The sequence below is a fragment of the Mycobacterium sp. genome (assembly GCF_019247615.1).
Taxonomy (GTDB): Bacteria; Actinomycetota; Actinomycetes; order Mycobacteriales; family Mycobacteriaceae; genus Mycobacterium.
Genome location: NZ_JAFBAT010000136.1, coordinates 1 through 25,591 on the forward strand (window position 1 = coordinate 1; position 25,591 = coordinate 25,591).

Annotated in this window: 22 protein-coding genes; 13 read left to right on the plus strand and 9 right to left on the minus strand. The window is 67.4% G+C overall.

Translation table 11 applies throughout. The features are described 5' to 3' along the window. The coding region (gene gabT / locus JO059_RS08970) for a 4-aminobutyrate--2-oxoglutarate transaminase (RefSeq protein ID WP_293315832.1) at positions 1-1,340 on the minus strand (1,340 nt) is incomplete at its 3' end. A gap of 145 nt (positions 1,341-1,485) precedes the next feature. On the opposite strand from gabT, the gene yajC reads away from it, so the two are divergent. The 6 genes from yajC to JO059_RS09000 all read left to right on the plus strand — a co-directional run bounded on the left by yajC (position 1,486) and on the right by JO059_RS09000 (position 9,658). Further along, positions 1,486-1,905: a preprotein translocase subunit YajC gene (gene yajC, locus JO059_RS08975; protein WP_293315834.1), complete on the plus strand. Its 420-nt coding sequence runs from the start codon at positions 1,486-1,488 to the stop codon at positions 1,903-1,905. Between the two features lie 91 nt (positions 1,906-1,996). After that, a complete protein-coding gene (gene secD / locus JO059_RS08980; protein ID WP_293315836.1) occupies positions 1,997-3,769 on the plus strand; it encodes a protein translocase subunit SecD in 1,773 nt (590 codons plus the stop codon). Positions 3,770-3,773: 4 nt separating this feature from the next. Continuing rightward, positions 3,774-5,042, plus strand: coding sequence for a protein translocase subunit SecF (gene secF, locus JO059_RS08985; protein ID WP_293315838.1), 1,269 nt, complete (start codon positions 3,774-3,776; stop codon positions 5,040-5,042). A 62-nt stretch (positions 5,043-5,104) separates the two neighbouring features. After that, positions 5,105-6,718, plus strand: a complete 1,614-nt coding sequence (locus tag JO059_RS08990) for an ABC transporter substrate-binding protein (RefSeq protein WP_293315872.1) — start codon at positions 5,105-5,107, stop codon at positions 6,716-6,718. Continuing rightward, positions 6,700-7,236 carry an adenine phosphoribosyltransferase gene (locus JO059_RS08995; RefSeq protein WP_293315840.1) on the plus strand — a complete coding sequence of 179 codons (537 nt, stop codon included), beginning with the start codon at positions 6,700-6,702 and terminating at the stop codon, positions 7,234-7,236. The genes JO059_RS08990 and JO059_RS08995 overlap by 19 nt, the downstream gene beginning before the upstream one ends. A 31-nt stretch (positions 7,237-7,267) precedes the next feature. Further along, positions 7,268-9,658 (plus strand): bifunctional (p)ppGpp synthetase/guanosine-3',5'-bis(diphosphate) 3'-pyrophosphohydrolase, encoded by a 2,391-nt coding sequence (locus JO059_RS09000; protein WP_293315842.1) that lies wholly within the window; start codon positions 7,268-7,270, stop codon positions 9,656-9,658. A 206-nt stretch (positions 9,659-9,864) separates the two neighbouring features. Here JO059_RS09000 and JO059_RS09005 read toward each other — a convergent pair whose 3' ends face one another. Then, entirely contained in the window at positions 9,865-11,604 is a 1,740-nt protein-coding gene (locus JO059_RS09005; protein WP_293315844.1) for a protein kinase, read from the minus strand. An 80-nt stretch (positions 11,605-11,684) separates the two neighbouring features. After that, a complete protein-coding gene (locus JO059_RS09010) occupies positions 11,685-12,599 on the minus strand; it encodes a peptidylprolyl isomerase (RefSeq protein ID WP_293315846.1) in 915 nt (304 codons plus the stop codon). Between the two features lie 112 nt (positions 12,600-12,711). Between JO059_RS09010 and JO059_RS09015 the strand changes: the two genes are divergently transcribed. From JO059_RS09015 to JO059_RS09030, 4 genes are read left to right on the plus strand one after another with little or no spacing between them, the layout of a single operon-like run. Further along, complete coding sequence (locus tag JO059_RS09015) at positions 12,712-13,386, plus strand: MBL fold metallo-hydrolase (RefSeq protein WP_293315848.1); 675 nt, start codon at positions 12,712-12,714, stop codon at positions 13,384-13,386. Then, positions 13,383-14,645 carry a histidine--tRNA ligase gene (gene hisS, locus JO059_RS09020; protein ID WP_293315850.1) on the plus strand — a complete coding sequence of 421 codons (1,263 nt, stop codon included), beginning with the start codon at positions 13,383-13,385 and terminating at the stop codon, positions 14,643-14,645. The genes JO059_RS09015 and hisS overlap by 4 nt, the downstream gene beginning before the upstream one ends. 43 nt (positions 14,646-14,688) lie before the next feature. Then, positions 14,689-15,051, plus strand: coding sequence for an MmpS family transport accessory protein (locus JO059_RS09025; protein WP_293315852.1), 363 nt, complete (start codon positions 14,689-14,691; stop codon positions 15,049-15,051). Positions 15,052-15,096: 45 nt separating this feature from the next. Then, the gene (locus JO059_RS09030; RefSeq protein WP_293315854.1) at positions 15,097-16,617 is read left to right on the plus strand and encodes an HNH endonuclease signature motif containing protein; all 1,521 of its coding nucleotides are present in this window, start codon (positions 15,097-15,099) and stop codon (positions 16,615-16,617) included. Here the strand turns inward: JO059_RS09030 and JO059_RS09035 are convergent. Further along, entirely contained in the window at positions 16,614-17,510 is an 897-nt protein-coding gene (locus tag JO059_RS09035; protein ID WP_293315856.1) for a haloalkane dehalogenase, read from the minus strand. The two genes, JO059_RS09030 and JO059_RS09035, sit on opposite strands and share 4 nt — an antisense overlap. A 51-nt stretch (positions 17,511-17,561) precedes the next feature. Here JO059_RS09035 and JO059_RS09040 point away from each other — a divergent pair, with 51 nt between their 5' ends. Beyond that, positions 17,562-18,572: an Rv2578c family radical SAM protein gene (locus tag JO059_RS09040; RefSeq protein WP_293315858.1), complete on the plus strand. Its 1,011-nt coding sequence runs from the start codon at positions 17,562-17,564 to the stop codon at positions 18,570-18,572. Position 18,573: 1 nt separating this feature from the next. On the opposite strand, the gene JO059_RS09045 is transcribed toward JO059_RS09040, so the two are convergent. Continuing rightward, the gene (locus JO059_RS09045; RefSeq protein ID WP_293315860.1) at positions 18,574-20,154 is read right to left on the minus strand and encodes a metallophosphoesterase family protein; all 1,581 of its coding nucleotides are present in this window, start codon (positions 20,152-20,154) and stop codon (positions 18,574-18,576) included. Between the two features lie 49 nt (positions 20,155-20,203). Here JO059_RS09045 and JO059_RS09050 point away from each other — a divergent pair, with 49 nt between their 5' ends. Continuing rightward, positions 20,204-20,626, plus strand: coding sequence for a hypothetical protein (locus JO059_RS09050; RefSeq protein WP_293315862.1), 423 nt, complete (start codon positions 20,204-20,206; stop codon positions 20,624-20,626). Between the two features lie 9 nt (positions 20,627-20,635). Here JO059_RS09050 and JO059_RS09055 read toward each other — a convergent pair whose 3' ends face one another. Genes JO059_RS09055 through JO059_RS09070 form a run of 4 tightly spaced genes read right to left on the minus strand, consistent with a single transcriptional unit; the run spans position 20,636 to position 24,551 of the window. Then, positions 20,636-22,231, minus strand: coding sequence for an MFS transporter (locus JO059_RS09055; RefSeq protein WP_293315864.1), 1,596 nt, complete (start codon positions 22,229-22,231; stop codon positions 20,636-20,638). Then, positions 22,231-23,115 carry a neutral zinc metallopeptidase gene (locus JO059_RS09060; protein WP_293315866.1) on the minus strand — a complete coding sequence of 295 codons (885 nt, stop codon included), beginning with the start codon at positions 23,113-23,115 and terminating at the stop codon, positions 22,231-22,233. The genes JO059_RS09055 and JO059_RS09060 overlap by 1 nt, the downstream gene beginning before the upstream one ends. 9 nt (positions 23,116-23,124) lie before the next feature. Beyond that, positions 23,125-23,640 (minus strand): SRPBCC family protein, encoded by a 516-nt coding sequence (locus JO059_RS09065; protein WP_293315868.1) that lies wholly within the window; start codon positions 23,638-23,640, stop codon positions 23,125-23,127. Positions 23,641-23,663: 23 nt separating this feature from the next. Further along, a complete protein-coding gene (locus tag JO059_RS09070) occupies positions 23,664-24,551 on the minus strand; it encodes an oxidoreductase (protein ID WP_293315874.1) in 888 nt (295 codons plus the stop codon). Between the two features lie 62 nt (positions 24,552-24,613). On the opposite strand from JO059_RS09070, the gene aspS reads away from it, so the two are divergent. Next, positions 24,614-25,591, plus strand: a 978-nt coding sequence (gene aspS, locus JO059_RS09075; protein ID WP_293315870.1) for an aspartate--tRNA ligase, incomplete at its 3' end; no start/stop codon positions are given.

The following is a 25,591-nucleotide window of genomic DNA, read 5'->3' on the forward strand; positions in this document are numbered from 1 at the left end:
TAGAGATCGCCCAGCGTCCGGCCCAGGATGTCGATTCCCTCGATCAACAACTCGTCGCTGATGGTCAGTGGAGGCAGCAGGCGAATGACGTTCCCGAACATGCCACAGGTCAAAACGACGACTCCGGCCGCATGGGCGGCGGTGGAAAGGGCTTGAGTGAGTTTGGGATCAGGGTCGGCGGTGCCCGTCTTCACCAACTCTACGGCGATCATCGCGCCCCGGCCACGCACGTCCCCCAGGCGATCATCGGCCGCCTGCAGCCGCAACAGCGGCTCCATCATCAGGCGCTCCAGCTGCCGTGCCCGCTCGATCAGCCCATCGCGCTCGATGGTCTCGATGGTGGCCAGCGCGGCCACGCAGGCGACCGGATTACCGCCGAAGGTGCCGCCCAGGCCGCCGACGTGTGGGGCGTCCATCAGCTCCGCCCGACCCGTCACGGCCGACAGCGGCAGTCCGTCGGCGATGCCTTTGGCCGTGCAGATCAGGTCGGGCTCGATGCGCTCGTGCTCGCAGGCGAACATCGCCCCGGTGCGAGCAAAGCCCGTTTGCACCTCGTCGGCGATGAATACCACGTCGTTCTTGTGGCACCAGGCGAGCAGCGATGCCAGGAATCCCTCGGCCGGAACGATGAAGCCACCCTCGCCCTGGATCGGCTCGATGATGACGGCCGCCAGGTTATCGGCGCCGACCTGGGTGTCGATGACCCTGATGGTCCGGGCGGCGGCCTTTTCGCCGTCGGTGGCCAGCTCCTTGTCGAGCAATGCGTCTCGATAGGGGTAGGACAGCGGCGCGCGGTAGACCTCCGGCGCGAACGGGCCGAAGCCACTCTTGTAGGGCTCCGACTTGGCGGTCAGCGCCAGCGCCAGGTTGGTGCGCCCGTGGTAGGCGTGGTTGAACGCCACGACGGCGGGCTTGCGGGTATAGGAGCGCGCGACCTTGACGGCGTTCTCGACCGCTTCGGCGCCGGAGTTAAACAGCACCGAGCGCTTCTCGCCGGAGCCCGGGGTGATCCGATTGAGCTCTTCGGCGACCGCGATGTACTCCTCGTACGGCGTCACCATGAAGCATGTGTGCGTGAAATCGGCCACCTGCTCGCGCACGGCGTCCACCACCCGCGGCGACGAGTTCCCGATCGTGGTGACCGCGATACCCGAGCCCAGGTCGATCAGCCGGTTGCCGTCGACGTCCTCGAGAATGCCGCCGCCGGCGCGCGCAACGAACACCGGCAGGGAGACGTTGACGCCAGCGGACACCGCCGCGGCTCGTCGCTTGTTCAGTTCCAGCGATGCGGGGCCCGGGATTTCGGTGACCAGCTGGCGACTCTGCTCGAGGCTGGCCACTCTCATCTCCTCACCGCGGCGCGCGGTCACGTCGCGGATAAAGCCTATCTGGTCACCGGCGAATCAGCGGGGTGAGTCGCTGCCGCCTGTGGTGATGGCAGACTGGCCGTTATTCCGCGGAATCTGAATACGAAAGACAGGCGCGATGAATAGTTTGGTCTTGTTTCTGCCGTTCTTGCTCATCATGGTCGGCTTCATGTTCTTCCAGGGCCGACGGCAGCGGCGAGCGATGCAAGCCACCATCGACCTCCATGAGTCGCTGCGACCCGGCGACCGGGTGCATACCACTTCCGGGTTGGAAGCCATCATCGTCGCGACCTCCGACGACACCGTCGACCTCGAGATCTCGCCCGGCGTGGTGACCACGTGGATGAAGCTGGCGATCCGCGACCGAATCCTGCCCAACGACGAAGCAGACCTCGACGACGAAGCCGACCTCGACGACGACGACCTCGACGACGACGAGCTCGACGACGACGGGGCGCGCGGCTCGGATGCGTCCCGCGAAAGCGAAGAGTCTGCCGACTCGGCCGACCAAAGCCGTGCCATCAAGGGCGACACTTAGTCTCTTGTTGGGTCTCTGGTTGGGTCTTTGGTCGCGCTCTATCTAGGCTCTCTCCGGGTAAGAAAACTGATTCATAGGAGATACAAGGAACGTGGCATCGTCTTCCGCGCCGGTGCACCCTGCCCGCTACCTGTCGGTTTTCCTGTTGCTGCTCGTCGGCGTCTATCTGCTGGTGTTTCTCACCGGCGACAAGCGGGCCGCCCCCAAGCTCGGAATCGATCTGCAGGGCGGCACCCGCGTCACGTTGACCGCGCGCACCCCGGATGGCTCGCGGCCGAGCCGGGAGGCGTTGGCCCAGGCACAGCAGATCATCAGCGCGCGGGTCAACGGGCTCGGCGTGTCCGGTTCGGAGGTCGTGGTCGACGGGGACAACCTGGTCATCACGGTGCCCGGAAAGGACAGCAGCGAGGCCCGCAACCTCGGGCAGACGGCACGCCTGTACATCCGCCCGGTGCTCAACTCGCTGCCGTCGCAGGGCGCTGAGCCCAAGCCGGCGCCCAACCCGCCGGCGGGGACGCCGCCCGGCCAGCCCGCGCCCACCGGCCAACCCGCACCCACGGGCCAACCCGCACCCGGCGGCCAACCGGGCGCCCAACCGCGGCCGTACCCGCAGGACCCACCGCCACCGCCGAGCCCCGCGCCGCCCGCGCCTCCAGTACCGCCGCCGCCCGCAGCGCCGGCAGGGCAGTCGCCGCCGGCCGATCAGCCCGCGCCGCCGGACCCCCGCAAGGATCTGGCCGAACGCATCGCCGACGAGAAGAAGTGGCGGCAGAGCACCCGTCAGGGCATTCAGTTCCTGGCCCTGCAGTTCCAGGCGACCCAGTGCAACAAAGATGACATCTTGGCCGGCAACGACGACCCTGCCCTACCCCTGGTGACCTGCTCGACCGACCACAAGGTGGCCTACCTGCTGGGTCCGTCGATCATCAGCGGCGACCAGATCGAGAACGCGACGTCGAGCATGAACCAGCACGGCATCGGCTACGTCGTCGACCTGCAGTTCAAGCCCGCGGCGGCGAGCACCTGGGCGGACTTCACCGCCGCCCACATCGGTACCCAGACCGCGTTCACCCTGGACTCGCAGGTCGTCAGCGCCCCCGTGATCCAGGAGGCCATCCCGGGCGGCCGGACCCAGATCACCGGCGGTGACCCGCCGTTTACCGCGTCCAGCGCGCGCCAGCTGGCGAACGTCCTGAAATACGGCTCGCTGCCGCTGTCCTTCGAATCCTCGGAGGCCCAAACCGTTTCGGCCACCCTGGGATTGAGCTCGTTGCGAGCAGGCCTGGTCGCCGGCGCGATCGGCTTGGCCCTGGTGTTGCTGTATTCGCTGCTGTATTACCGGGTGCTGGGATTGCTCACGGCGGTGTCGCTCACGGCGTCCGGCGCAATGGTTTTCGCGATTTTGGTCCTCCTCGGCCGGTATATCAACTACACCCTGGACCTGGCGGGTATCGCCGGTCTGATCATCGGCATCGGTACCACCGCCGACTCGTTCGTGGTGTTCTTCGAACGGATCAAGGACGAGATCCGCGAAGGCCGTTCGTTCCGGTCGGCGGTGCCCCGCGGCTGGGTGCGGGCACGCAAGACGATCGTGTCCGGCAACGCCGTCACCTTCCTGGCTGCCGCGGTGCTGTATTTCCTGGCGATCGGCCAGGTGAAGGGATTCGCTTTCACCCTGGGCCTCACCACAATCCTCGACCTGGTGGTGGTGTTCCTGGTGACCTGGCCATTGCTGTACCTGGCCTCCAAGTCCCCGACGCTGGCAAAGCCGGCCTACAACGGCCTCGGGGCCGTTCAGCGGGTCGCGCGCGAACGCCGGGCCCCGTCTGCTGGGGGGTCCGCTGTGAAGACGGGACGGGGATAGCGAGATGGTCTCCAACGAAGCCACCACCGATGCCACCCCCATCGGCACCGAGCTGACCGACCGCTCCACCCAGCCGCACCACAGCTTCATTTCCCGGCTCTACACGGGCACGGGAGCGTTCGAGGTCATCGGACGGCGCCGGCTGTGGTACGCCATCAGCGGTGCGATCGTCGCGGTGGCGATCGTCAGCATCGTCGTGCGGGGCTTCACCTTCGGAATCGATTTCAAGGGCGGCACGACGGTGTCTCTCCCCGCCGCGGGCGGGAAAGGCTCAGCCCAGACCGCGCAGGTGTCCGACGTCTTCAAGAACGCCATCGGCAGTGACCCCGAGTCGGTGGTGATCGTGGGCAACGGCTCCTCGGCGACGGTGCAGATTCGTTCAAAAACGTTGTCCAACAACGAGACCGAGAAGCTACGCAACGCGCTGTTCGACGCGTTCCAGCCCAAGGGCACCGATGGCAAGCCGAGCAAGCAGGCGATCAGCGACGCGGCGGTGTCGTCGACCTGGGGCGGTCAGATCACCAAGAAGGCGCTGATCGCGCTGGTGGTGTTCCTGGCGCTGGTCAGCCTGTACATCACCGTGCGCTACGAGCGCTACATGGCGATCTCCGCGCTGACGACGATGTGTTTCGACCTGACCGTCACCGCTGGCGTGTACTCCTTGGTGGGCTTCGAGGTCAGTCCGGCCACGGTGATCGGCCTGCTGACCATCCTCGGCTTCTCGCTCTACGACACCGTGATCGTCTTCGACAAGGTCGAGGAAAACACCCACGGCTTCCAGCACACCACCCGTCGCACCTTCGCCGAACAGGCCAACCTGGCGATCAACCAGACGTTCATGCGCTCCATCAACACCAGCCTGATCGGGGTGCTGCCGGTGCTGGCGCTGATGGTCGTCGCGGTGTGGCTGCTGGGCGTGGGAACGCTGAAGGACCTGGCACTGGTGCAGCTGGTCGGCATCCTCGTCGGCACCTACTCATCGATCTTCTTCGCCACCCCGCTGCTGGTCACCCTGCGGGAACGCACCGACCTGGTGCGTACGCACACCCGCCGGGTGCTCAGGCGGCGCCGCCCCGAGGCGGAAGTCCCCGAGCCCGCCGCCGAGGTCTCCGAGGACACGACCGAAGAGCCCACGGCGAAGAGCGCGGAAGCGGCTGAGTCGTCCACGCCGCCCACCAAGCCCGCACCCGACAAGCCCGCGCCGGGCGCGCGCCCGGTGCGGCCAACGGGGACACGGCGTCCGACCGGCAAGCGGAACGCCGGCCGACGGTAGGCCAGATGTTGCGGACCGGCCGGCGGTGGCTGAATGCATGCGCATCCGTCGGGTCGGCCGCGATGTGCCTGGCGGCGTTCACACTGACCGCGTGTTCCGGTAGCGCGGCCCCGCAGATCGATTATGTGGTCGACGGCACGCTGGTCACCTACAACACCAACACCGTCGTCGGCGCCGCGTCGGCCGGCGCGCAGGCTTTCGCCCGCACGCTGACCGGCTTCGGCTATCACGGGCCCGACGGACAGGTCGTCGCCGACAACGACTTCGGCACGGTGTCGGTCGTGGGTGGCGCGCCGTTGGTGCTCGACTACCAGATCGCCGACAACGCCGTCTACTCCGACGGAAAGCCGGTGACCTGCGACGACCTCGTCCTGGCATGGGCGGCCCAATCCGGCCGCTTTCCGGGCTTCGACGCCGCCAGCCAGGCCGGCTACGTCGACATCGCCGGCATCGACTGCATCCCGGGCCAAAAGAAGGCGCGGGTGTCATTCAGCCCGGACCGCAGCGTCGTCGACTACAACCAGCTCTTCGCGGCGACCTCGATGCTGCCGTCGCACGTGATCGCCGACCAGCTCAACGTCGACGTGACCGCGGCGCTGTTGAGCAACAACGGGCAGGTGGTGGCGCAGATCGCGAAGCTGTGGAACACCACCTGGGACCTGAAGCCCAACCTCAAAGCCGACGAGATCGGCAAGCGTTTCCCGTCGTCGGGTCCCTACCGGATCGAACAAGTCCTGGACGGCGGCGCGGTGGTGCTGGTGGCCAACGACCGCTGGTGGGGCCCCAAGCCGATTACCAAGCGGATAACCGTGTGGCCGCAGGGACCCGATATTCAGGACCGCGTCAACAACCGCAGCGTCGACGTGGTCGACGTGGCCGCCGGTTCCTCGGGAGCGTTGGCCACCCCGGACACCTACGAGCGCACCGATTCGCCGTCCGCCGGCATCGAGCAGCTGATCTTCGCGCCGCAGGGGCCGCTGGCGCAGGTCAGCGCGCGGCGCGCCTTCGCGCTGTGCACTCCGCGCGACGAGATCGCGCACGACGCCGGGGTGCCGGTTGCCAATGCACGCCTGAATCCGGCCACTGAGGACGCCGTCGCCGCCGGCGAGGGTGCCAACGGGGCGGGCCCGTTCGGCAAGGCGGATCCCGCCGCCGCCCGCAACTCGCTGGGGGGCGCACCGCAGGCGGTGCGGATCGGGTACCAGGGTCCCAACGCGCGGCTGGCGGTCACCGTCGGCGCCATCAGCAAGTCTTGCGCCGCGGCAGGCATCACCGTTTCCAATGTCGCCCTGAACTCCTCGGGACCCCAGGCGCTCAAGGACGGCAAGATCGACGTGCTGCTGGCCAGCACCGGCGGAGCCACCGGCAGCGGATCGACCGGATCGTCGGCCATGGATGCCTACGACCTGCACAGCGGCAACGGGAACAACCTGTCCGGCTATGCGAACCCGCAGGTCGACAGCGCGATCGCTGCGCTGGCGGTGTCGGTCGACCCGACCGAGCGCGTCAGGCTGCTGGGGCAGACCGCCCCGCTGCTCTGGGCCGACATGCCGACGCTGCCCCTCTACCGCCAGCAGCGCACGCTGCTGGTCTCGAAGAAGATGTACGCCGTCAGCAAAAACCCGACTCGTTGGGGCGCCGGCTGGAACATGGACCGATGGGCCCTGACGCAATGAGCTTGCCGCAGCTGATCGCCTCGCTGACTCGCAACGTGGCCGATTTTCCGGAGCCGGGCGTCCAATTCAAGGACCTCACCCCGCTGTTCGCCGACCGGGAGGGATTGGCGGCGGTGGCCGACGCGTTGGCGGGCATCGCCGCGGGGGCCGATTTGGTGGCCGGGATCGACTCCCGCGGTTTCCTTGTGGGCGCGGCCGTCGCCGCCCGCCTGGGCACCGGCGTGCTGGCCGTCCGCAAGAGCGGCAAGCTGCCTCCGCCGGTGCACGCGGAGCGGTATGACCTGGAGTACGGCAGCGCGACGCTGGAGATCCCCGCGGAGGGCATCGAGCTGGGCGGCCTTGCCGTCGTGATCATCGACGACGTGCTGGCCACCGGCGGCACCATTGCGGCGACGGCCCGGTTGCTGCGGCGCGCCGGTGCCCTCGTGCCCGCGGCGGCCGTGGTTTTGGAGCTCACGGCGCTGGGCGGTCGCGCGGCGCTCGCGCCGTTGCCGGTGCACAGCCTCCACAGCGCCTAGCGCGATATCCTCGAGGTCGGAGGTGACCGAGGTGGCGGACGACAAGCGCGGGGCGCAAGCCCTTGAGGCGCCGGCGGACGTCTCGCTCGCCGAGCCGGTTCCCGAACCGATTCCGGAACAGGCTCCGGAGCCGGAACCCCCTGCCGAGACCCTGAAATCGAGCAGCAGCGCGTCTCGTCGGGTCCGGGCACGGCTCGCCCGGCGGATGACCGCCCAGCGCAGCACCCTCAACCCGGTCCTCGAGCCCTTGGTGGCGGTGCACCGCGAGATCTATCCCAAGGCGAACCTGCAGCTGCTGCAGCGGGCCTTCGAGGTGGCCGACCAGAAGCACGCCAGCCAGCTGCGTCATTCCGGCGACCCCTACATCACCCACCCCCTGGCCGTCGCCAACATCCTCGCGGAACTGGGGATGGACACCACGACTTTGGTGGCCGCGCTGCTGCACGACACCGTCGAGGACACCGGGTACACACTCGAGCAGCTCTCGGAGGAATTCGGCGACGAGGTGGCCCACCTCGTCGACGGCGTGACCAAGCTGGACCGGGTGGTGCTCGGAACCGCGGCCGAGGGCGAGACCATCCGCAAGATGATCACCGCCATGGCACGCGATCCCCGGGTGCTGGTCATCAAGGTCGCCGACCGGCTGCACAACATGCGCACGATGCGCTTCCTGCCGCCGGAGAAGCAGGCACGAAAGGCGCGCGAGACGCTGGAAGTCATTGCGCCGCTGGCGCATCGGCTGGGGATGGCCAGCGTCAAGTGGGAACTGGAAGACCTCTCGTTCGCGATCTTGCACCCCAAGAAGTACGAGGAGATCGTTCGTCTGGTCGCCGGGCGCGCGCCGTCGCGCGACACCTACCTGGCGAAGGTCCGCACCGAGATCGTCAACACCCTCAATGCGTCGAAGATCAAGGCGACGGTCGAAGGCCGTCCCAAGCACTACTGGTCGATCTACCAGAAGATGATCGTCAAGGGTCGCGACTTCGATGACATCCACGACCTGGTCGGCATCCGCATTCTGTGCGACGAGATCCGCGACTGCTACGCGGCTGTGGGCGTGGTGCATTCGCTGTGGCAGCCGATGGCGGGGCGGTTCAAGGATTACATTGCCCAGCCGAGGTACGGCGTGTACCAGTCGCTGCACACCACTGTCGTCGGACCGGAGGGCAAGCCGCTGGAGGTGCAGATCCGCACCCGCGACATGCACCGCACCGCCGAATACGGCATCGCCGCGCATTGGCGCTACAAGGAAGCCAAGGGGCGCAACGGGGTTCCGCATCCGCACGCCGCCGCCGAGATCGACGACATGGCCTGGATGCGCCAGCTGCTCGACTGGCAACGGGAGGCCGCCGACCCGGGCGAGTTCCTCGAGTCGCTGCGCTACGACCTTGCGGTTCAAGAGATCTTCGTGTTCACCCCGAAGGGCGACGTCATCACCTTGCCGACGGGCTCGACGCCGGTGGACTTCGCCTACGCCGTGCACACCGAGGTCGGTCACCGCTGCATCGGCGCCCGCGTGAACGGGCGTCTGGTCGCGCTGGAACGTAAACTCGAAAACGGCGAAGTCGTCGAGGTTTTCACGTCCAAGGCGCCCAACGCCGGGCCGTCGCGGGACTGGCAGCAGTTCGTGGTGTCGCCGCGCGCCAAGACGAAGATCCGGCAGTGGTTCGCCAAGGAGCGGCGGGAAGAGGCGCTCGAGGCCGGCAAGGAGGCCATCGCCCGCGAGGTCCGCCGCGGCGGACTTCCCTTGCAGCGCTTGGTAAACGGCGGATCAATGGCCGCGGTGGCCCGCGAACTGCACTACACCGACGTGTCCGCGCTGTACACCGCGATCGGAGAGGGACACGTGTCGGCCCGGCACGTCATGCAGCGGCTGCTCGCCGAGCTCGGCGGCATCGACCAGGCCGAGGAGGAGCTGGCCGAGCGGTCCACGCCGACGACCATGCTGCGCCGGCCGCGCAGCAGCGACGAGGTTGGGGTTTCGGTTCCCGGAGCCCCGGGCGTGCTGACCAAGCTGGCCAAATGTTGCACGCCGGTGCCCGGGGACCAGATCATGGGCTTCGTCACTCGCGGCGGGGGGGTGAGTGTGCACCGAACTGACTGCACCAACGCCGCGTCGCTGCGGCAGCAGGCCGAGCGCATCATCGAGGTGCTCTGGGCGCCGTCGGCCTCGTCGGTGTTCCTGGTGGCCATTCAGGTCGAGGCGCTCGACCGGCACCGGCTGCTGTCGGACATCACCCGGGTACTGGCAGACGAGAAGGTCAACATCCTGTCGGCGTCGGTGACCACCTCGGGTGACCGGGTCGCGATTAGCCGGTTCACCTTCGAGATGGGCGACCCCAAGCACCTGGGCCACCTGCTCAATGTGGTGCGCAACGTCGAAGGCGTCTACGACGTCTATCGGGTGACGTCCGCCGCCTGAGGCGGCCGGGCAGTCACCGCGGCGAGCGGCGGCGGGCCGGGCGCTTGCGCGACCCCCTCCGCGTCGCTGCCGACCGGTTTGGCCGCCCCCTCGAGCACCTCGCCCACGAGGCGAACCGCCCGCGGCCGCGCTGTTGGTGGCCATAGCACCCTCCTCGTACTTGCGGACGGTTTCGAAAGTGCTTGGGTACCCGATTGTGGAGGCGGTCAGCCGACTTGCACAGAGTTGATGGTCACCGTCTTTGCCGGCATGCCGGCGTCGCTGTTGCCCAGAACTCCTTGCTGGGCGATCCGGTCGATCGTCTCCAGACCCGCGGCGTCGATGGTGCCGAACACGGTGAAGGCCGGGTCTTGCACGCTGTTCTTATAGAACAGGTTGAATTGGCTTTCGTTGGTGTCGGGTTTCAGGGCGTTTGCCATGGACAAGGTTCCGCGCGGATAAAGCACGGGTTGGTTCAGCGCGGGATCACTGGGGGCGTATTGATTGACGGGGTATTCGTCGGCGTATTGATAACCGGGGCCTCCGACCCCGTCCCGCTCCGGGCCGCCACATTGCAAGATGCCGAAGTCCGGTTGGGTGATCAGCTCGCCGCACTGGGTGTGGTCGAAGAATCGTTGCTGCGCCAGGCTGAGGAAGCTGTTCACCGTGCACGGCGCCTCGGCGTTGTCGAGCTCGATGCCGATGTCCCCGAAGTTGGTGGAGATGGTGCCCTTGACCACCGGCGGGTCGGTGGAGACCTTGCCGGACCGAGGCGGGTTGACCGGTTTGGTGGGTTGGTCGGGCGCGGGGGGATATTGGCAATTGGCGCCCAGATCGGGTGGCGGGTCAAACGCCGGTAAGGGCGGCACCGTCGCGGAGGCCGGGGCCGATCCCTTCCGGGCGGGGATCCGACCGTGCGTCGCAGTGCTGGAGCCCGCGCTGTTCGTCGAGCCGTGGCTCTGCGTCACCAGGGCAACGACCAGGGCTATCACCGCCGCCAAAGCAATGACCGATCCGCCGACGATCCCGAGGACCAGCCGCCTATTGGACGCCGCTGGCGGGGTTGGCGGGGTTGGCGGGGTTGGCTGGGGCGCCGGCGCTGGCAGCGCTTGGGCGGGGGGAGTGCGCGTCGCCACGTCGCCTTGGCCGGTCATCGCCGCCCTGGCGGCGTCGGCGAGCTCCCCCGCCGACTGGTAGCGCTGCTCGGGGTCCTTGGCCATGCCCCGTGCTACAACCCCATCGAAAGCGGTCGGTATGCCGGGCGACGCGATCGAGGCCCGCGGCGGCGGTGCATTCATGTGCGCGTGGAGCTGCTCTTCTGGACTGTCGCCGGAGAAGGGACGTCGTCCGGTCAGGCACTCGTAGAGCACGCAGGCCAGCGAATACACGTCGGCGCGGTAATCGGTTGTCCCCCTGTAGCGTTCGGGCGCCAGGTAGGAAGCGGTCCCCATCGTGGCGCCGGCGACGGTGAGTTGCGTGTCGGTCATTGAGCGGGCGAGGCCGAAGTCGATCAGGTATACGAAATCTCGCGCGGTCGTCACGAGAATGTTCTTCGGCTTGATGTCCCGGTGGACCAATCCCGCCCGGTGGGCGCTGTCCAGCGCCGCCGCGACTTGTTCGATCACCGCAACCGTGCGCTCGGGGCTGAGCCGTCCGCCGTTTTCGGCGATGTACTGCGATAGGTCGCGGCCCTCGATCAGCCGCATGTCGACGTATAGTCGGCCGTCGATCTCGCCGTAACCGTGGATCGGCACGATGTGCGGGTCGTTGAGGCTGGCGGCGATGCGTGCCTCTCGGCGGAAACGCCGCTGAAATTCCTGATCCTCGGCCAAGTGCGGAGGGAGCACTTTGAGCGCCACCACCCGAGCGGTGGACGGGTCGTAGGCGCGGTAGACGCGTCCCATGCCGCCGCGGCCCAACAACTCCACAATTTGGTAGTGGCCGAATGACTCTGGGTCCATATTCATCCGATGAGCCATAATCGATGGAGCGCTCGAGCCCGGCGATTCTCGGCAATCAGCGCGATTGGTGTTGCGTTGCTCAAGGTTTAGTCCAGCAGCAGCGACTTGATGGTGACGTCGACGGCGGGCGGCCCGTCCTCACCGCCCCCGGCGACACCCGCTTTCGCGATCTTGTCCAGCGTGGCCAGCCCGTCGGCCTGAATGGTGCCGAACACGGTGTACTGGGGCGGCAGCTGGGAGTCCTTGTAGACCATGAAGAATTGGCTGCCATTGCTGTTCGGCTGCCCGCTGTTGGCCATCGCCAGCGTTCCCCGCGGATAAATGACCGGCTGCTTCAGCTGCGGATCGTTCGGCGGGTATTGATCGGTCGGGTACTCGTTGGCAAAGCCGTAGCCCGGGCCGCCCGTGCCGTCGCCCTTGGGGTCACCGCATTGCAGGACGCTCAGATCCGGCGAAGTGGTCAACCGGTGGCATTTGGTGTCGTCGAAGTATTTCTGGCCGATGAGGTTGGCGAAACTGTTTACGGTGCAAGGTGATTCGTTGTTCGCCAGCATCAGGCCGATGTTGCCCTGGCTGGTCACCATGCTGGCGCTCACCTGAGCCTGGTCCGTGGGAACCTTGCCGGTTCGCGGCGGCTTGACCGGCTTGGCGGCCGCTTCCGGCGACGCCGGGTACTGACAGTTGGCCCCCACGCTGGCCGTCGGCTTGAACGCCGGCAACGGCGGGACGGCTCCGTTCTGCGGGTTTGCGGGCGGGGTGGTGTCGGCCGAGCTGCCCGGTGCTGGCGAAGTGGGGCTGGTGGACGTCGACGCGGTGTTGCTCTTGTGCTCGTCTTTGGTGTTGACGACCGCGATGACCACCGCGGCGATCACTGCCAGCCCGACAATTGAACCGGCGGCGATCACCAGGATCCGGCGCGTTCGTGCGCGCTTTGCGCGGCGCTCCAGCTGCCGTTCGAGTTTGCGCTTGGCGCTGGCGCGTCGCTGTTCGTTGGTCGGCACGGCCGGTGGCCTCCATGGTCGGTGAGTCAGGGCGTGACAAGTCCGGGCTAGCTTGCCCAGGCTAATGTGGGCGGCGCGCCCGGTGTCAACCGGGGATGGGAAACTGGGAAGCGTGTTGATCACCGGATTTCCCGCCGGCGCACTGCAGTGCAACTGTTATGTGTTGGCCGGGCGGCCAGGAGCGGACGCCGTCATCGTGGATCCCGGGCAGCGGGCGATGGGCCCGCTGCGGCGGATCCTCGACGAGAACCGGCTGACGCCGGCCGCGGTGTTGCTGACCCACGGGCACATCGACCACATGTGGTCTGCCCAGAAGGTGTCCGACACCTACGGCTGTCCGACCTACATCCACCCCGAGGACCGGTTCATGCTGAAAGACCCGATCTACGGCTTCGGTCCGCGGCTGGCGCAGGTGGTGGCGGGTGCTTTCTTTCGCGAGCCCAAGCAGGTGGTCGAGTTGGACCGTGACGGCGACAAGCTCGACCTGGGCGGCGTGCTCGTCAACGTCGATCACACGCCGGGGCACACCCGCGGATCGGTGTGTTTCCGGGTTTCTCAGGCAAGCCCAGCCGACACCGACGTGGTGCTCACTGGGGACACGCTCTTCGAGCGCTCGGTGGGCCGCACCGACCTGTTCGGCGGCAGCGGCCGCGACCTGCTGACGTCGATCATCGACAAGCTCCTGGTGCTCGACGACAACACCGTCGTCCTTCCGGGGCACGGACCCTCCACCACCATCGGCGCCGAGCGCCGCTTCAATCCGTTCCTCGAAGGCCTGAGCACGTGACGGAATTCGTCGCTCCCAAAGGGGTTCCGGACTATTTTCCCCCGAACTCCGCCGAATTCGTCGCGGTGCGTGACGGGCTGCTGGGCGCCGCCCGACGGGCCGGTTACGGCGACATCGAGCTGCCAATCTTCGAGGACACCGCGTTGTTCGCCCGCGGCGTGGGCGAGTCCACGGACGTGGTGTCCAAGGAGATGTACACGTTCGCCGACCGCGGCGACCGCTCCGTGACGCTGCGTCCGGAGGGGACCGCCGGGGTGGTCCGCGCGGTGATAGAACACGGCCTCGACCGCGGCGCGTTACCGGTGAAACTCTGTTATGCGGGACCGTTTTTCCGCTACGAACGCCCGCAGGCCGGCCGCTACCGCCAGCTGCAGCAGGTCGGGGTCGAGGCGATCGGCATCGACGATCCGGCGCTGGACGCCGAGGTGGTTGCCGTCGCCGACGCTGGGTTCCGCTCGCTGGGCCTTGACGGTTTCCGGCTGGAGATCACCTCGCTGGGGGATGAGACCTGCCGGCCACAATACCGGGAACTGTTGCAGGAGTTCCTGTTTCAGCTCGATCTCGACGAGGAGACAGGAAGACGCGCCGAGATCAATCCGCTGCGGGTGCTCGACGACAAACGCCCCGCGGTGCGCGCCATGACGGCCGACGCGCCGGTGCTGCTCGACCACCTGTCCGATGTCGCCAAGCAGCACTTCGACACGGTGCTCGCGCATCTCGACGCGCTGGGTGTTCCGTATGTCATCAACCCGCGAATGGTGCGCGGGCTGGACTACTACACCAAGACCACTTTCGAGTTCGTGCACGACGGACTCGGCGCCCAATCCGGCATCGGTGGCGGCGGCCGCTACGACGGCCTGATGCGCGAGCTCGGCGGACAAGACCTGTCCGGCATCGGGTTCGGGCTGGGGGTGGACCGAACCCTGCTGGCCCTGCGCGCCGAGGGCAAGAGCGTCGGGGAGATCGCGCGTTGCGACGTGTTCGGGGTGCCGCTGAGCGAACCGGCGAAGCTCCAGCTGGCGGTGCTGGCCGCGCGGCTGCGCGCCTGTGGTGTGCGTGTCGACATGGCCTATGGCGATCGCGGCCTCAAGGGCGCGATGCGCGCGGCCGACCGTTCGGGCGCGCGTCTCGCCTTGGTCTTGGGGGACCGCGACATCGAGGCCGGGACGATTGGGGTGAAGGATCTCGGCTCGGGTGACCAGGTCGCGGTGCCGATGGATTGTGTTCTCGCAGAAGTCGTCTCGATGTTGGATCGGTAGGCGCGTGCTCCGCGTTTGGTTGTGGGTGTTCGGCGGTTTGGTCGTGATTGTCGTTCTCGGCTACGTCTGCGTCACGTTGCTTCACCGTGTCGGCAACGACATGCAAGAAGAGTCGAAGTACGCGGTCGGCGTCACGTATCGCGTGGAGGGTTCGGGCGGCCCGGTGGCGATCGCGTACACGGTAGGCGTCGCGCGCACGGCGAACGACACTGCCGCGCGGTTGCCGTGGACCAGGGACGTCTTCACCGGGGGAGTCGTGTCCTTGACCGCCACGACAGATGAATCGGGCGGCACGGTCACGTGCAAGATTTTGGCCAACGGAAGGCAGATAGCGGATCAAACGGTGACCGGTTCCGCCGCGAGTGTGCGCTGCACTGGTGACGTGGGCTTGCTCCCGGCCCGCTAGCCGCGGCGGCAGCGCGTGTCATAGGTCTGTGGCATAGTCGAACCTATGTTCGATCCAAAGCGGATGCCCTCCCCTGAGTCGATCGCCCGGCTGGGCGAGCTGATGGAGCGCCGGTATCCGTCGGAGACCCCGCAGTCCGCGGCGCTGCTGGAGGGGATTTGTGCGGCGGCGCGCGTGGAGAACCAGGCGGTGGCCGCGCAGTTGGTCGATATGGGGAAGTTGTTCGCTTATCGGCTCTCACACTGCTCGGAGGACGAGGACTGGGCGCTGGACACCATGGCCGCGGTGGCCGCCGAGGTCGGCGCGGCGCTGCGGGTCAGCCAGCACGCCGCTGAGACCCGGCTGATCTATGCCCGCGCGATGCGTGAACGGCTCCCGAAGGTGGGCGAGCTGTTCAACGCCGGTGACCTCGACTACCGGGCGTTTCAGACCATCGTGGGTGGCACCGATTTGATCACCGATGCCGACGTGTTGGCCTCGGTGGATGCCGAGTTGGCGGTCAAGGTGCCGTCGTGGCCGTCGCTGAGCCGGGGGCGGCTTGCCGCGCAGGTCGCCAAGGTGGTGGCCCGCGCCGATGCCGACGCGGTGCGCCGGCGCACCCAACGTCAGACCGACCGCGAGATAGCGATCTGGGAAGGCCGCGACGGCGTGTCGCATATCGAGGGCCGGCTGTTGACCCCGGATGCGCGGGCGCTGGATGAGCGGCTAACCGCCCTGGCGGCAACGGTGTGCGAGCACGATCCCCGCACACGCGAGCAGCGCCGCACGGATGCGTTGGGGGCGTTGGTCGCCGGGGCGGATCGACTGGGGTGTCGCTGTGGACGCCGCGATTGTGCGGCCGGCAAGCGCCCGGCGGCGTCGCCGGTGGTCGTTCATGTGATCGCCGAGCAGGCCACCCTCGACGGGCGCAGCACCACGCCGGGTTCGATGGTGGGCGCCGACGGGCTGCTCACCCCCGAACTCATCGCCGAGTTGGCCGCCTCGGCAAAAGTGGTGCCGCTGATCCACCCCGGCCACGCCGCACCCGAGACCGGATACCGGCCCTCCCAAGCACTCGCCGACTTCATCCGCTGCCGCGATTTGACGTGTCGCTGGCCCGGCTGTGACGTGCCTGCCACCGACTGCGACCTTGACCATTCGATCCCTTACGCGCAGGGCGGCAAGACGCACGCGGCCAACCTGAACTGCAAATGCCGCACCCACCATTTGGCCAAAACCTTTGCGGGCTGGACCGAAAAGCAACTGCCCGACGGGACGCTGATCTTTACCTCACCGGCCGGGCAGACCTATGTCACCACCCCGGGTAGCGCGCTGCTTTTTCCCAGCCTGTGCTACGCCGTGGGCGGCATGCCCACCCCCGAAGCCGACCCCGCACCTGAGGACTACTGCGTCGAGCGCACCGCCATGATGCCCAAACGCCGCCGCACCCGCGCTCAAAACCGCGCGGCACGGGTGGCCGCCGAACGCCGACACAACCGCGACGCGCGCCTAGCCCGACGCGCCGAACGCCCCAGCTACTTCAACCTCCCGCCACCCCAACCCGCCGAGGAACCACCACCTTTTTAGCCGGTGGGGCGGAGCTTTCTGACGAACTCCGCTACGGCGGACCCGATCTCGTCCGGGCTGTCTTCTTGGATGAAATGCACGCCGGGAACCGTGATTTCGCTGAGACGGGCCCATGTCCGGACGTAGTCGCGGATGCGGCCGGCCAGGATCGCGCCGGGCTCGGCGTTGACGAAAAGCTTTGGCACATCGCTTGTTTCGAGCCAGCCGCGGTACTGTTCGACGACTGCGACGACCTCGGGCGGCTCGCCGTCGATGGGTATGTTGCGTGGCCACGACAGGGTCGGGCGCCGGTCCTCGCCGGCGTTGGCGAACGGCTGCCGATAGTGATCCATCTCCTCGTCGGACAGCCGCCGTTGGATCGCGCCGGGCAGCACCCCTTCGACAAAGATGTTCTCCTCCAACACCATCCGCTCGCCCTCCGGCGACCGAAAGCCCTGGAACACGCCCCGCACGCTGGGATGAAAGTCTGTCCATGTCATCGGGGTGACGATCGCCTCCATGAATGCGATCCCCTGCACGCGGTCGCGGTGCCGGTTGGCCCAGTCGAAGCCCAGCGCGGAGCCCCAGTCGTGCAGCACCAGCACCACCCGGTCGCCGAGGTCGAGGGCATCCCACAGCGCGAACAAGAAGTCTCGCTGCTCGGCATAGTGATAGCGGTCCGGTCCCGAGGGGCTGAGCTTGTCCGACGCTCCCATCCCGATGAGGTCGCAGGCCACCAGCCGCCCCAGCCCTTCCAGATGCGGCATGACGTTGCGCCACAGGTAGGACGACGTCGGGTTGCCGTGCTGAAAGACGATGGCGTCACCTTCACCCTCGTCGATGTACGCCATTCGCTTGCCGAGGATGTTGCGGTATCGCAGCTGCCCGAAGGGAGCGACTCGGCTGGATGCCATTGGAGCATCTTGCCACTTGACATCGGATCGAACGTCAGTTCGAATAGGGTTATGCGTTGGGCTGGCCAGGCGGTTGCAGTCGATGACGGAGCGCTCCCAGGTCTGCAGCGGATCGGCTTCGTCAGAAGCGTGCGCGCGCCGCAATTCGAAGGAATCACCTTTCACGAGGTGCTGTGCAAGTCCGCGCTCAACAGGGTTCCCGACGCCGCCGCGCTGCCGTTTCGGTACACCGTCAACGGCTACCGTGGCTGCTCGCATGCGTGCCGCTACTGCTTCGCCCGTCCGACCCACGAGTATCTCGACTTCGACTGTGGCACCGACTTCGACACCCAGGTGGTGGTCAAGACCAACGTGGTCGAGGTCCTGAACCGCGAGCTGCATCGGCCGTCGTGGCACCGCGAGACGGTCGCGCTGGGCACCAACACCGATCCCTACCAGCGCGCCGAAGGGCGGTACGCCCTGATGCCCGGGATCATCAGCGCGCTCGCCGGATCCGGCACGCCCCTGTCGATCCTGACCAAGGGCACGCTGCTGCGGCGCGATCTGCCGTTGATTGCGCAAGCCGCACAGCACGTTCCGGTATCCGTCGCGATATCGCTGGCCGTCGGCGATCCGAAACTGCACAGCGAGGTCGAGCCGGGTACCCCGACGCCGCAGGCGCGGCTGAGCCTCATCAGCGCAATCCGTGATGCCGGGCTGGACTGTCACGTGATGGTGGCGCCGGTGCTGCCGCACCTCACCGATTCCGTGGAGCACCTCGACGGATTGCTCGGTCAGATCGCTGCGGCCGGTGCCACCGGGGTGACGGTTTTCGGGCTGCATCTGCGGGGTTCGACCCGCGGCTGGTTCATGTCCTGGTTGGCCCGCGCGCATCCCGAACTCGTCAGCCGCTACCGGGAGCTCTACCGGCGCGGTGCATATCTGCCGCCGAATTACCGCGACATGTTGCGCCGGCGGGCCGCCCCGCTGATCGCCAAGCATCGGCTAACCGGTGATCACCGGTCGTTTCAGCGGGCGGCCAAAGCTGTCGAGCCGGAACCCGCTGCGCCGACGCTCTTTTGAGCTAAGCGCGCTGATCGCCCCGGGGCTTGGTCAGCGTGAATTCGTCCACCACGGTGACCGCGCTGAACGGCCCGCTCAGCGCGTAGTGCGTGGCCTTGATCGAGGTGTTGCCGCCGGGTTGACCGGGGTCGACGTCGAAAGCGGCGAAGCCGTAAGGATTGTCGCGGTCGCGAAATGCCGACCATGGCGCGTCCTCGATCACGTAGATCGGCGCCTTGCGCCCGATCCCGGGATCGAACGCGCCGACGCCGGTCAGCACGCGGCACCGGGGCTCCGGGACGAAGAACATCCCGTTGGATGGCGCGGACGTGCCGCCGCCGCCGATGACGAGATGCACCGTTCCCCGCGTGGAATCGATCAGATCGTGGCGGGTGTCGACGGGTATCGGCGTTCGGGTGTCGGTGCCCAACGATCCGCGCAACGGATGTGACCGCTCGTAGTGGTGTTCATGACCGCACAACACCAGATCGACCTCGTACTGGTCGAACAGCGGCAACCACTCCTCACGTATACCCAGGTCCGCGCCGTTGGATTTGTCGGCCGTCGAGATCGCGGTCTGATGCATGCACACGACTATCCAGTCGACCCCCGGGTCGTGCCGGGCTGCGGCGAGTTCTCCTGCGAGCCAGCGCTTTTGCTCGCCGCCCGAGTAGCCGTGCACGTAGAAGTTGCCGCCGTCCTGAAACGCCACATCGTCATTGTTGAGGCTGATGACCCGCACGGAGCCGGCCGTGAAGGAGTACCACAGCCCGCGGGTTTGCGGGCTGGACCCCGAATCCGGCAGGGCGAAGTAGGCCTGGTAGGCGCCGTAACCTATCGGGCCATTGCCCCATTCGTTCTCGTGGTTGCCGGCCGCCGGCATCCAGGGCCGGTACCGCGCCGAACGCGTGTTGTTCTCGAACCAGTTGGACCAGGTGCGTATCCGGTCATGCGCGAGGTTGGCATAGCACAGGTCGCCGTTGACCAGATTGAACAGCGGACTCAGGCGCTCGATCGCCAGCGTGGTGTTCCCGGCCGCGGGCGATCCGATGTTGTCGCTGGCGTATCTGCCGTCCGGCAACGTGACCAGCGTCGGCGTCGACTGGTCGCCGAAACTGGTGAAGCGCAGCGGTTTTCGGCCCGACGGCGCGGTTCGCACCGTTGCGGTCTCCGGTTCCGCGCCGTCGTGCATGGCGGCGTAGACGTAGTCGGTGTCCGGGTCGAGCCCGGTCAGCCGGGCATGGTTCACGCGAACCTCGATGTTGGACTTGGCATCCCGGTAGGTTCGGGTTTCCGCCGCGATGGTGCTCCCGAAGCCGGAATTGGGCGTGCCCAGCATGACCCGTGGATTGCTCACCGCTTCGGTGGTGTGCCATGACACCACCACCTCGGTGGCGGCATCGCGGCCGAATTGCAGATGCAGACCCCCGACCGGCGGCGCGCCGTTGCTATCCGGCTGGTGCCAGAAACCCGGGCTCGCGGGATGTGAGTACTGTGCCCACACCAGCGCGGCCGCGCCCCCCACGCCCGCCCCCAGGGCAGCCGACACCGCGCTCGTGGTCAACAACCTGCGGCGGCTGATGCCGGTGGCGGGATCGCTCATACCTGCTTCATACCTGAACCGAGTAACGAGTCCGGTAGCGTTTTCTCCTATGAACGTGCGAAATGTCATCGGCGCGCTAGCGGCGGCGGGAGTGGTTCTCGCGCCGGCCAGCGCGCATGCGGATCCGGCGGGCCACCAGGTGACCTACACGATCACCGCCACCGGCAATTTGACCGGCAACGTTCGCTACATGAACAGCGATCCGCCCAGTCAGGCAGCCTTCGACGCCAACTCGTCACAGTACCTGACCACCGTGCCGACGGCGTTCGCCGCCGGGCAGCCGCTGGTGTACACCACAACGCTGGCAAACCCGAACCAGTGGGCGTTCGTCAACGCCAGCGGCGGGTGTCATTGGCCGGACTGTGACTCGTCTAACGTTCCGCAAATTCAGTGCCAGATCGCGGTCGACGGCCAGGTGGTGGTCACCCAGAACGCCACCACCGGCGTCACCTGCTCGACGCGGCCGTGGTGACCAGGTAACTCAGCGGTGCACCCGCACGGCGAGGTAGTGCTCGTGCCGGGGGTTGCCGTCGAGGGTGTAGGCCACCGCCCGGGCGGCGGCGTCGTGGTCGGACTCCAACCAGCGTTCGGTGTGCTGGCGTTCGAATTCGGTCCACGATTGCACCGTGAACCTCTCGATGATCGTTTCGGGATCTTCGAGGCTTCGGTAAAGCCGCCAGCTGTGGCCGCCGGTGCGCAGCCGTGATCGCCGCACCGCCCTCATCGCATCGACGAAGTCATGGAGGTTCTCCGCCGACACGCGATAGTGGACGGTGACGAGCACCGGTCCGTCGTTGGGGCACGGCTCGAACACGACCAACGGCGACGGCCACGCCCGTGAGCTGTCGCGGCTCAGCTTCCCGGTGGCCGGCAGCAACCCGACGGCGGTGACGCTGAGAGCGGCAATGCCCAGCAACACCGCGGACACGACCAGCGCGACATGAATTCCCGCCCGCGTGGCAACGACGCCCCACACGAACGAGCCGAGCGCCTGCGATCCCGTGAAGACCAGCAGATACGTCGCCAACCCGCGCGCCCGCACCCAGCGGGGCAGATGGAGCTGCGCGGCCGCGTTCAACGTTGTCAGGGTGATCAGCCAGGTCATCCCGGACAACATCAGGAAAGGCAGCGCCCACGCGAACGGCAGCCAGACCACCGCAAGCGTCGCAACCCCGTATCCGGCCGCACTCAGTCCCAGCAGCGCGTTGGGCGACAGCTTTTGACGTAGCGCTGCGGGGACGGCGACGGCGAGCACCGCGCCGAAACCTATCGCTCCCAGCGCCACACCGTAGCCCGTGGCTCCCAAGTGCCATCTGTGCGCAGCAGCCACCGGCAGCAGGGCCAGCAGCGCCGAGGCGGGGAACACGAAAAGGGTTGCCCGCAGCAGAATCCGGCGGAATATCGGACCGTTGATGACGTAGTGCAAGCCGGTCACGATGGCCTGGCTGAAATGTTCTCGCTCGATCGGCGCGACTTGCCGGGGCCGCTGCCACCCCGTCAAGACAAAGATGATTCCCGTGAACGATAGTGCATTGATCGCGAAAACCGCTGCGGGACCAGCCAATGCGACGATCACACCGCCGACCGCCGGTCCAATTACCCGGGAGATGTTCACCGAGACGCTGGCCAAGGTGGCAGCGGCGGGTATCTGCTCGCGGGTGACGACTTCGGGTTGAATCGCCTGCCAGGCCGGCGCGGTCAGCGCTGAGGCAAGCCCGATTGCCACGGTAAACATCAACAGGGACGCGGGGGTGAGCCTGCCGACGTAGGCGACGGCCGCCAGCGCCAGCGCGACCACGACCGCATACGACTGCAGGACAATCAGTAACCGCCGACGGTCGAACAGGTCGGCAAGCACCCCGGCGAACAGGGCGAAGACCAGGGTCGGCGCCAGGCTTGCCGTCTGGACCAGTGCGACGATGACGTCGGCGCTGTGCAGTTCTACCAAAAACCACTGCGCCGCCACGCCTTGCATCCAGGTCCCGAGGTTGGAGACGAACTGCGCGACGAACAACCCGCGAAACAGCCGGTTCCCCAGCGGCGTGAAAGCCGAGGGTTGCCCGCTGCCGGCACGCACTAGCCGAGGTTGGTGGCGGCGAAGGTGTTGCACTTGTTCGGGTCACCGGTCTGGTACCCGATGGTGAACCACTTCTGCCGCTGCGCCGACGAGCCGTGGGTCCAGGATTCGGGATTGACCCGGCCGGTCGCTTCCTTCTGGATGCGGTCGTCGCCGACCGACGCCGCGGCCGACAAGGCATCCTGAATGTCCTGGTCGCTCAATGGCTGCAGGTACGGCACGCCGGTGCTCTCCTGCTTGACCGTCGACGCGTAGTGCGCCCAGATGCCCGCGTAGCAGTCCGCCTGCAGCTCCGTGCGCACGCCGTTGCCGCCCGCGCCCTGGGCCCCCTGCTGGGAGCGCCCCAGGACTCCCTTCAGTTGTTGCACGTGGTGCCCGTATTCGTGCGCGACCACGTACTCCTGTGCGAACGGCCCACCGCTGGAACCGAACTTATCGACCAACTCCTGGAAGAAGTCGGTGTCGAAATACGCCGTCTGGTCCACCGGGCAGTAGAACGGCCCCACCGCGGTGGTGGCCTGTCCGCAGCCCGTGTCCACCGAACCGGTGAACAGTCGCACGTGCGGTCGGGTGTAGTCCGGCATCAGCTGATGCCACACCGCGTCAACGGAATTGCCGGTCGCGACCACCCGGCACTGGACGTACTTGTTGGCGTCGGCGCCGGTCTTGCATTGGCTCAGATCGAATCCGGGTGCGACGGCACCGCCGCTGTCCGCCGGCTGCTGGCTGGTGACGCCGCCGGGGTCGATACCAAGAAACAAGGCAGCCACCAGAATCAGCAGGCCCCCGAAGCCGCCGCCGATGGCGATCGGCAGTCCGCCGATGCCCCCACCCGACGACGACGCCGTGCTGGTGTCGATCTGCATACCCTCGTTGAAGGTCATCGCGCGCTCCTAATGTTGCTGGGTGTCCGCGAATCGGGCGTCGGTGTAGCGGCGCAGGTTACGCAGGAACCGGCGCAGCGTCAGATTCAGCAGCGGGCCGAAAACCGGCAGTGCCAGCCGCGCCGGACCCGCGGGCTTTTGCGCCATCGTCCACGTCAGGCGGCAGCCGCCCGGGATGGCTTCCACCTGGTAATCCTCGGTGAACGCTTCGACGGCTTGGGTGGAGCATTCGTTGAACCGAAAGGCCATGCGGGTGAACGGCTCCCAGGCGAGGAACTCTTCGTTGCCGACCATCCCGCCGCGCATGTCGACGGTTCGCGTGGTGCCCACGCCGCGCGGCTCGGGGCTGGTCCAGGTCACTTTGGTGATCACGCTCGCCCAGCGCGGCCAGGATTCGGCGTCGCAAAGCACCTCGAACAGCTGCTCGGGGGTGACGGCCAGGTCGACGCTGTTGCGGAACCGGAATCGGCCGCGAACAGCATCTGCGTCGAGGAAGCTCAGATCCACGCGCTCGCAGGGAAACATGGTTAACAACCTATCCCGGGCCGCTATCCAGGGCCCTCGCCGGCCGCGGCCAGCAGCGGCACTATGACGTCGCTGATCGGCGTCGCCAGATGGTGCGCGCGGGCCTTGCGGATGATCACGCCGTTGCGGATGTCCCATTCCAGCCGCCGGTGGTGTTCCCGGTCGGCCAGCATCGAGGTGCTCATGTCTTCCGGCGCGCTGCGGAAAAGGCCGACCAGCTCGTCGACCACGTCGTCGGTCATTCGGGCACCCTCGGCCTGCGCGACAGCCAGGCATTCGGCGACGTAGCGACGCGACAGCGCCGCGACGTCGTCGCGGCGGAACATGCCGGACCGCCGCCCGGCCAGCACCATGAACCCGGCCAGCGCATTGACCAGCAGCTTGCGCCAGGCGGCGGTGATGAAGTCCGGGTCACAATCCACCCGGCAGCCGGCGCCGCGCAGCAGGCTGGCGACCGTCGCCGCGGCCGGCCCCGACGGCAGCACCAGGGCGGCCTCCGTCCGCAACCGCACCCAGCCGCCCGGTTGGGTTTCGGCGCTGTACCAGACGATCCCCGGAACGACGGCCGACGTCGGGCACAGCGGCTGCACCTGGTCGACCTGCTCGACGCCGTTCTGCAGGACGGTGACGATCGTGTGTTCGTCGCACAGGCGCGCCAGCCAGCCGGCCGCGTCCTGGTTCTGGGTGGCCTTGACCGCCAAGACCACCAGGTCGACCCGGCCGGACACCTCCGCGGGATCGGTGCGCACCGGGCCGGGCACCACAATGGGATCCTCGCCGTCGGGCCGCAGCTCGATGGAGTCGCGGGGGCTGCGGCCGCACACGAGAACCGAGTGCCCGGCCTTGTGCAAGAGCGCGGCGACCGTCGTGCCGACGGCACCGGGACCGACGAGTGCGATGTTGGTGGCGATAGCGCTGAAATTACCTGCCTCTAGACTGGTCACTCGTTCCAACCGGCTGATAAGGAGTTTTCGTGCTGCGCAGCCACACCGCCGGTTCGCTACGGAAGGCCGACGCCGGCCAGCGGGTGACGCTGGCCGGTTGGGTAGCTCGCCGGCGCGACCACGGCGGCGTGATCTTCATCGATCTGCGGGACGCGTCGGGTGTCGCGCAGGTCGTGTTCCGCGCTGGCTTGCAGGAAGGACAGGCGCTGGCCCAGGCGCACCGGTTGCGCGCCGAGTTCTGCGTCGCGGTCACCGGTGTCGTCGAGGTCCGCCCGGAAGGCAACGCCAACCCCGAGATCGCGACCGGCGAGATCGAGGTCAACGCCACCTCGCTGACCGTGCTCGGGGAGTGCGCGCCGCTGCCGTTCCAGCTCGACGAGCCCGCCGGTGAGGAGTTGCGGTTGAAATACCGCTACCTGGACCTGCGGCGCGAAGGTCCGGCCTCGGCAATCCGGTTGCGCTCCAACGCGAATGCCGCCGCGCGCGACGTGTTGGGCCGGCACGACTTCGTCGAGATCGAGACCCCGACCATCACCCGCTCGACCCCGGAGGGGGCGCGCGATTTCCTGGTGCCGGCGCGGCTGCACCCGGGCTCGTTCTACGCCCTCCCGCAGAGCCCGCAGCTGTTCAAGCAATTGCTCATGGTGGCCGGCATGGAGCGCTACTACCAGATCGCCCGCTGCTATCGAGACGAGGACTTCCGCGCCGACCGGCAACCCGAGTTCACCCAGCTCGACATCGAGATGAGCTTCGTCGACGCCGAGGACGTCATCGCCCTCTCCGAGGAGATCCTGGCCGCGCTGTGGGAGCTGATCGGCTACCGGGTTGCGACGCCGATCCCGCGGATCAGCTACGCCGACGCGATGCGGCGGTTCGGCTCCGACAAGCCCGACCTGCGGTTCGGCCTGGAGCTCGTCGAGTGCACGAAATTCTTCTCCGACACCACGTTTCGCGTGTTCCAGGCGCCGTACGTCGGTGCGGTGGTGATGCCCGGCGGTGCGTCGCAG

What these genes read in the sequence shown, in the direction of transcription:
- JO059_RS09060 (WP_293315866.1), bottom strand. Translation starts at nt 23,115, where the DNA reads ATGACCTTCAACGAGGGTATGCAGATCGACACCAGCACGGCGTCGTCG.
- JO059_RS09050 (WP_293315862.1), top strand. Translation starts at nt 20,204, where the DNA reads ATGAACGTGCGAAATGTCATCGGCGCGCTAGCGGCGGCGGGAGTGGTT.
- JO059_RS08990 (WP_293315872.1), top strand. Translation starts at nt 5,105, where the DNA reads ATGTGCCTGGCGGCGTTCACACTGACCGCGTGTTCCGGTAGCGCGGCC.
- yajC (WP_293315834.1), top strand. Translation starts at nt 1,486, where the DNA reads ATGAATAGTTTGGTCTTGTTTCTGCCGTTCTTGCTCATCATGGTCGGC.
- JO059_RS09045 (WP_293315860.1), bottom strand. Translation starts at nt 20,154, where the DNA reads ATGAGCGATCCCGCCACCGGCATCAGCCGCCGCAGGTTGTTGACCACG.
- JO059_RS08995 (WP_293315840.1), top strand. Translation starts at nt 6,700, where the DNA reads ATGGGCCCTGACGCAATGAGCTTGCCGCAGCTGATCGCCTCGCTGACT.
- secF (WP_293315838.1), top strand. Translation starts at nt 3,774, where the DNA reads ATGGTCTCCAACGAAGCCACCACCGATGCCACCCCCATCGGCACCGAG.
- JO059_RS09035 (WP_293315856.1), bottom strand. Translation starts at nt 17,510, where the DNA reads ATGGCATCCAGCCGAGTCGCTCCCTTCGGGCAGCTGCGATACCGCAAC.
- JO059_RS09065 (WP_293315868.1), bottom strand. Translation starts at nt 23,640, where the DNA reads ATGTTTCCCTGCGAGCGCGTGGATCTGAGCTTCCTCGACGCAGATGCT.
- JO059_RS09005 (WP_293315844.1), bottom strand. Translation starts at nt 11,604, where the DNA reads ATGAATATGGACCCAGAGTCATTCGGCCACTACCAAATTGTGGAGTTG.
- JO059_RS09040 (WP_293315858.1), top strand. Translation starts at nt 17,562, where the DNA reads ATGCGTTGGGCTGGCCAGGCGGTTGCAGTCGATGACGGAGCGCTCCCA.
- JO059_RS09030 (WP_293315854.1), top strand. Translation starts at nt 15,097, where the DNA reads ATGTTCGATCCAAAGCGGATGCCCTCCCCTGAGTCGATCGCCCGGCTG.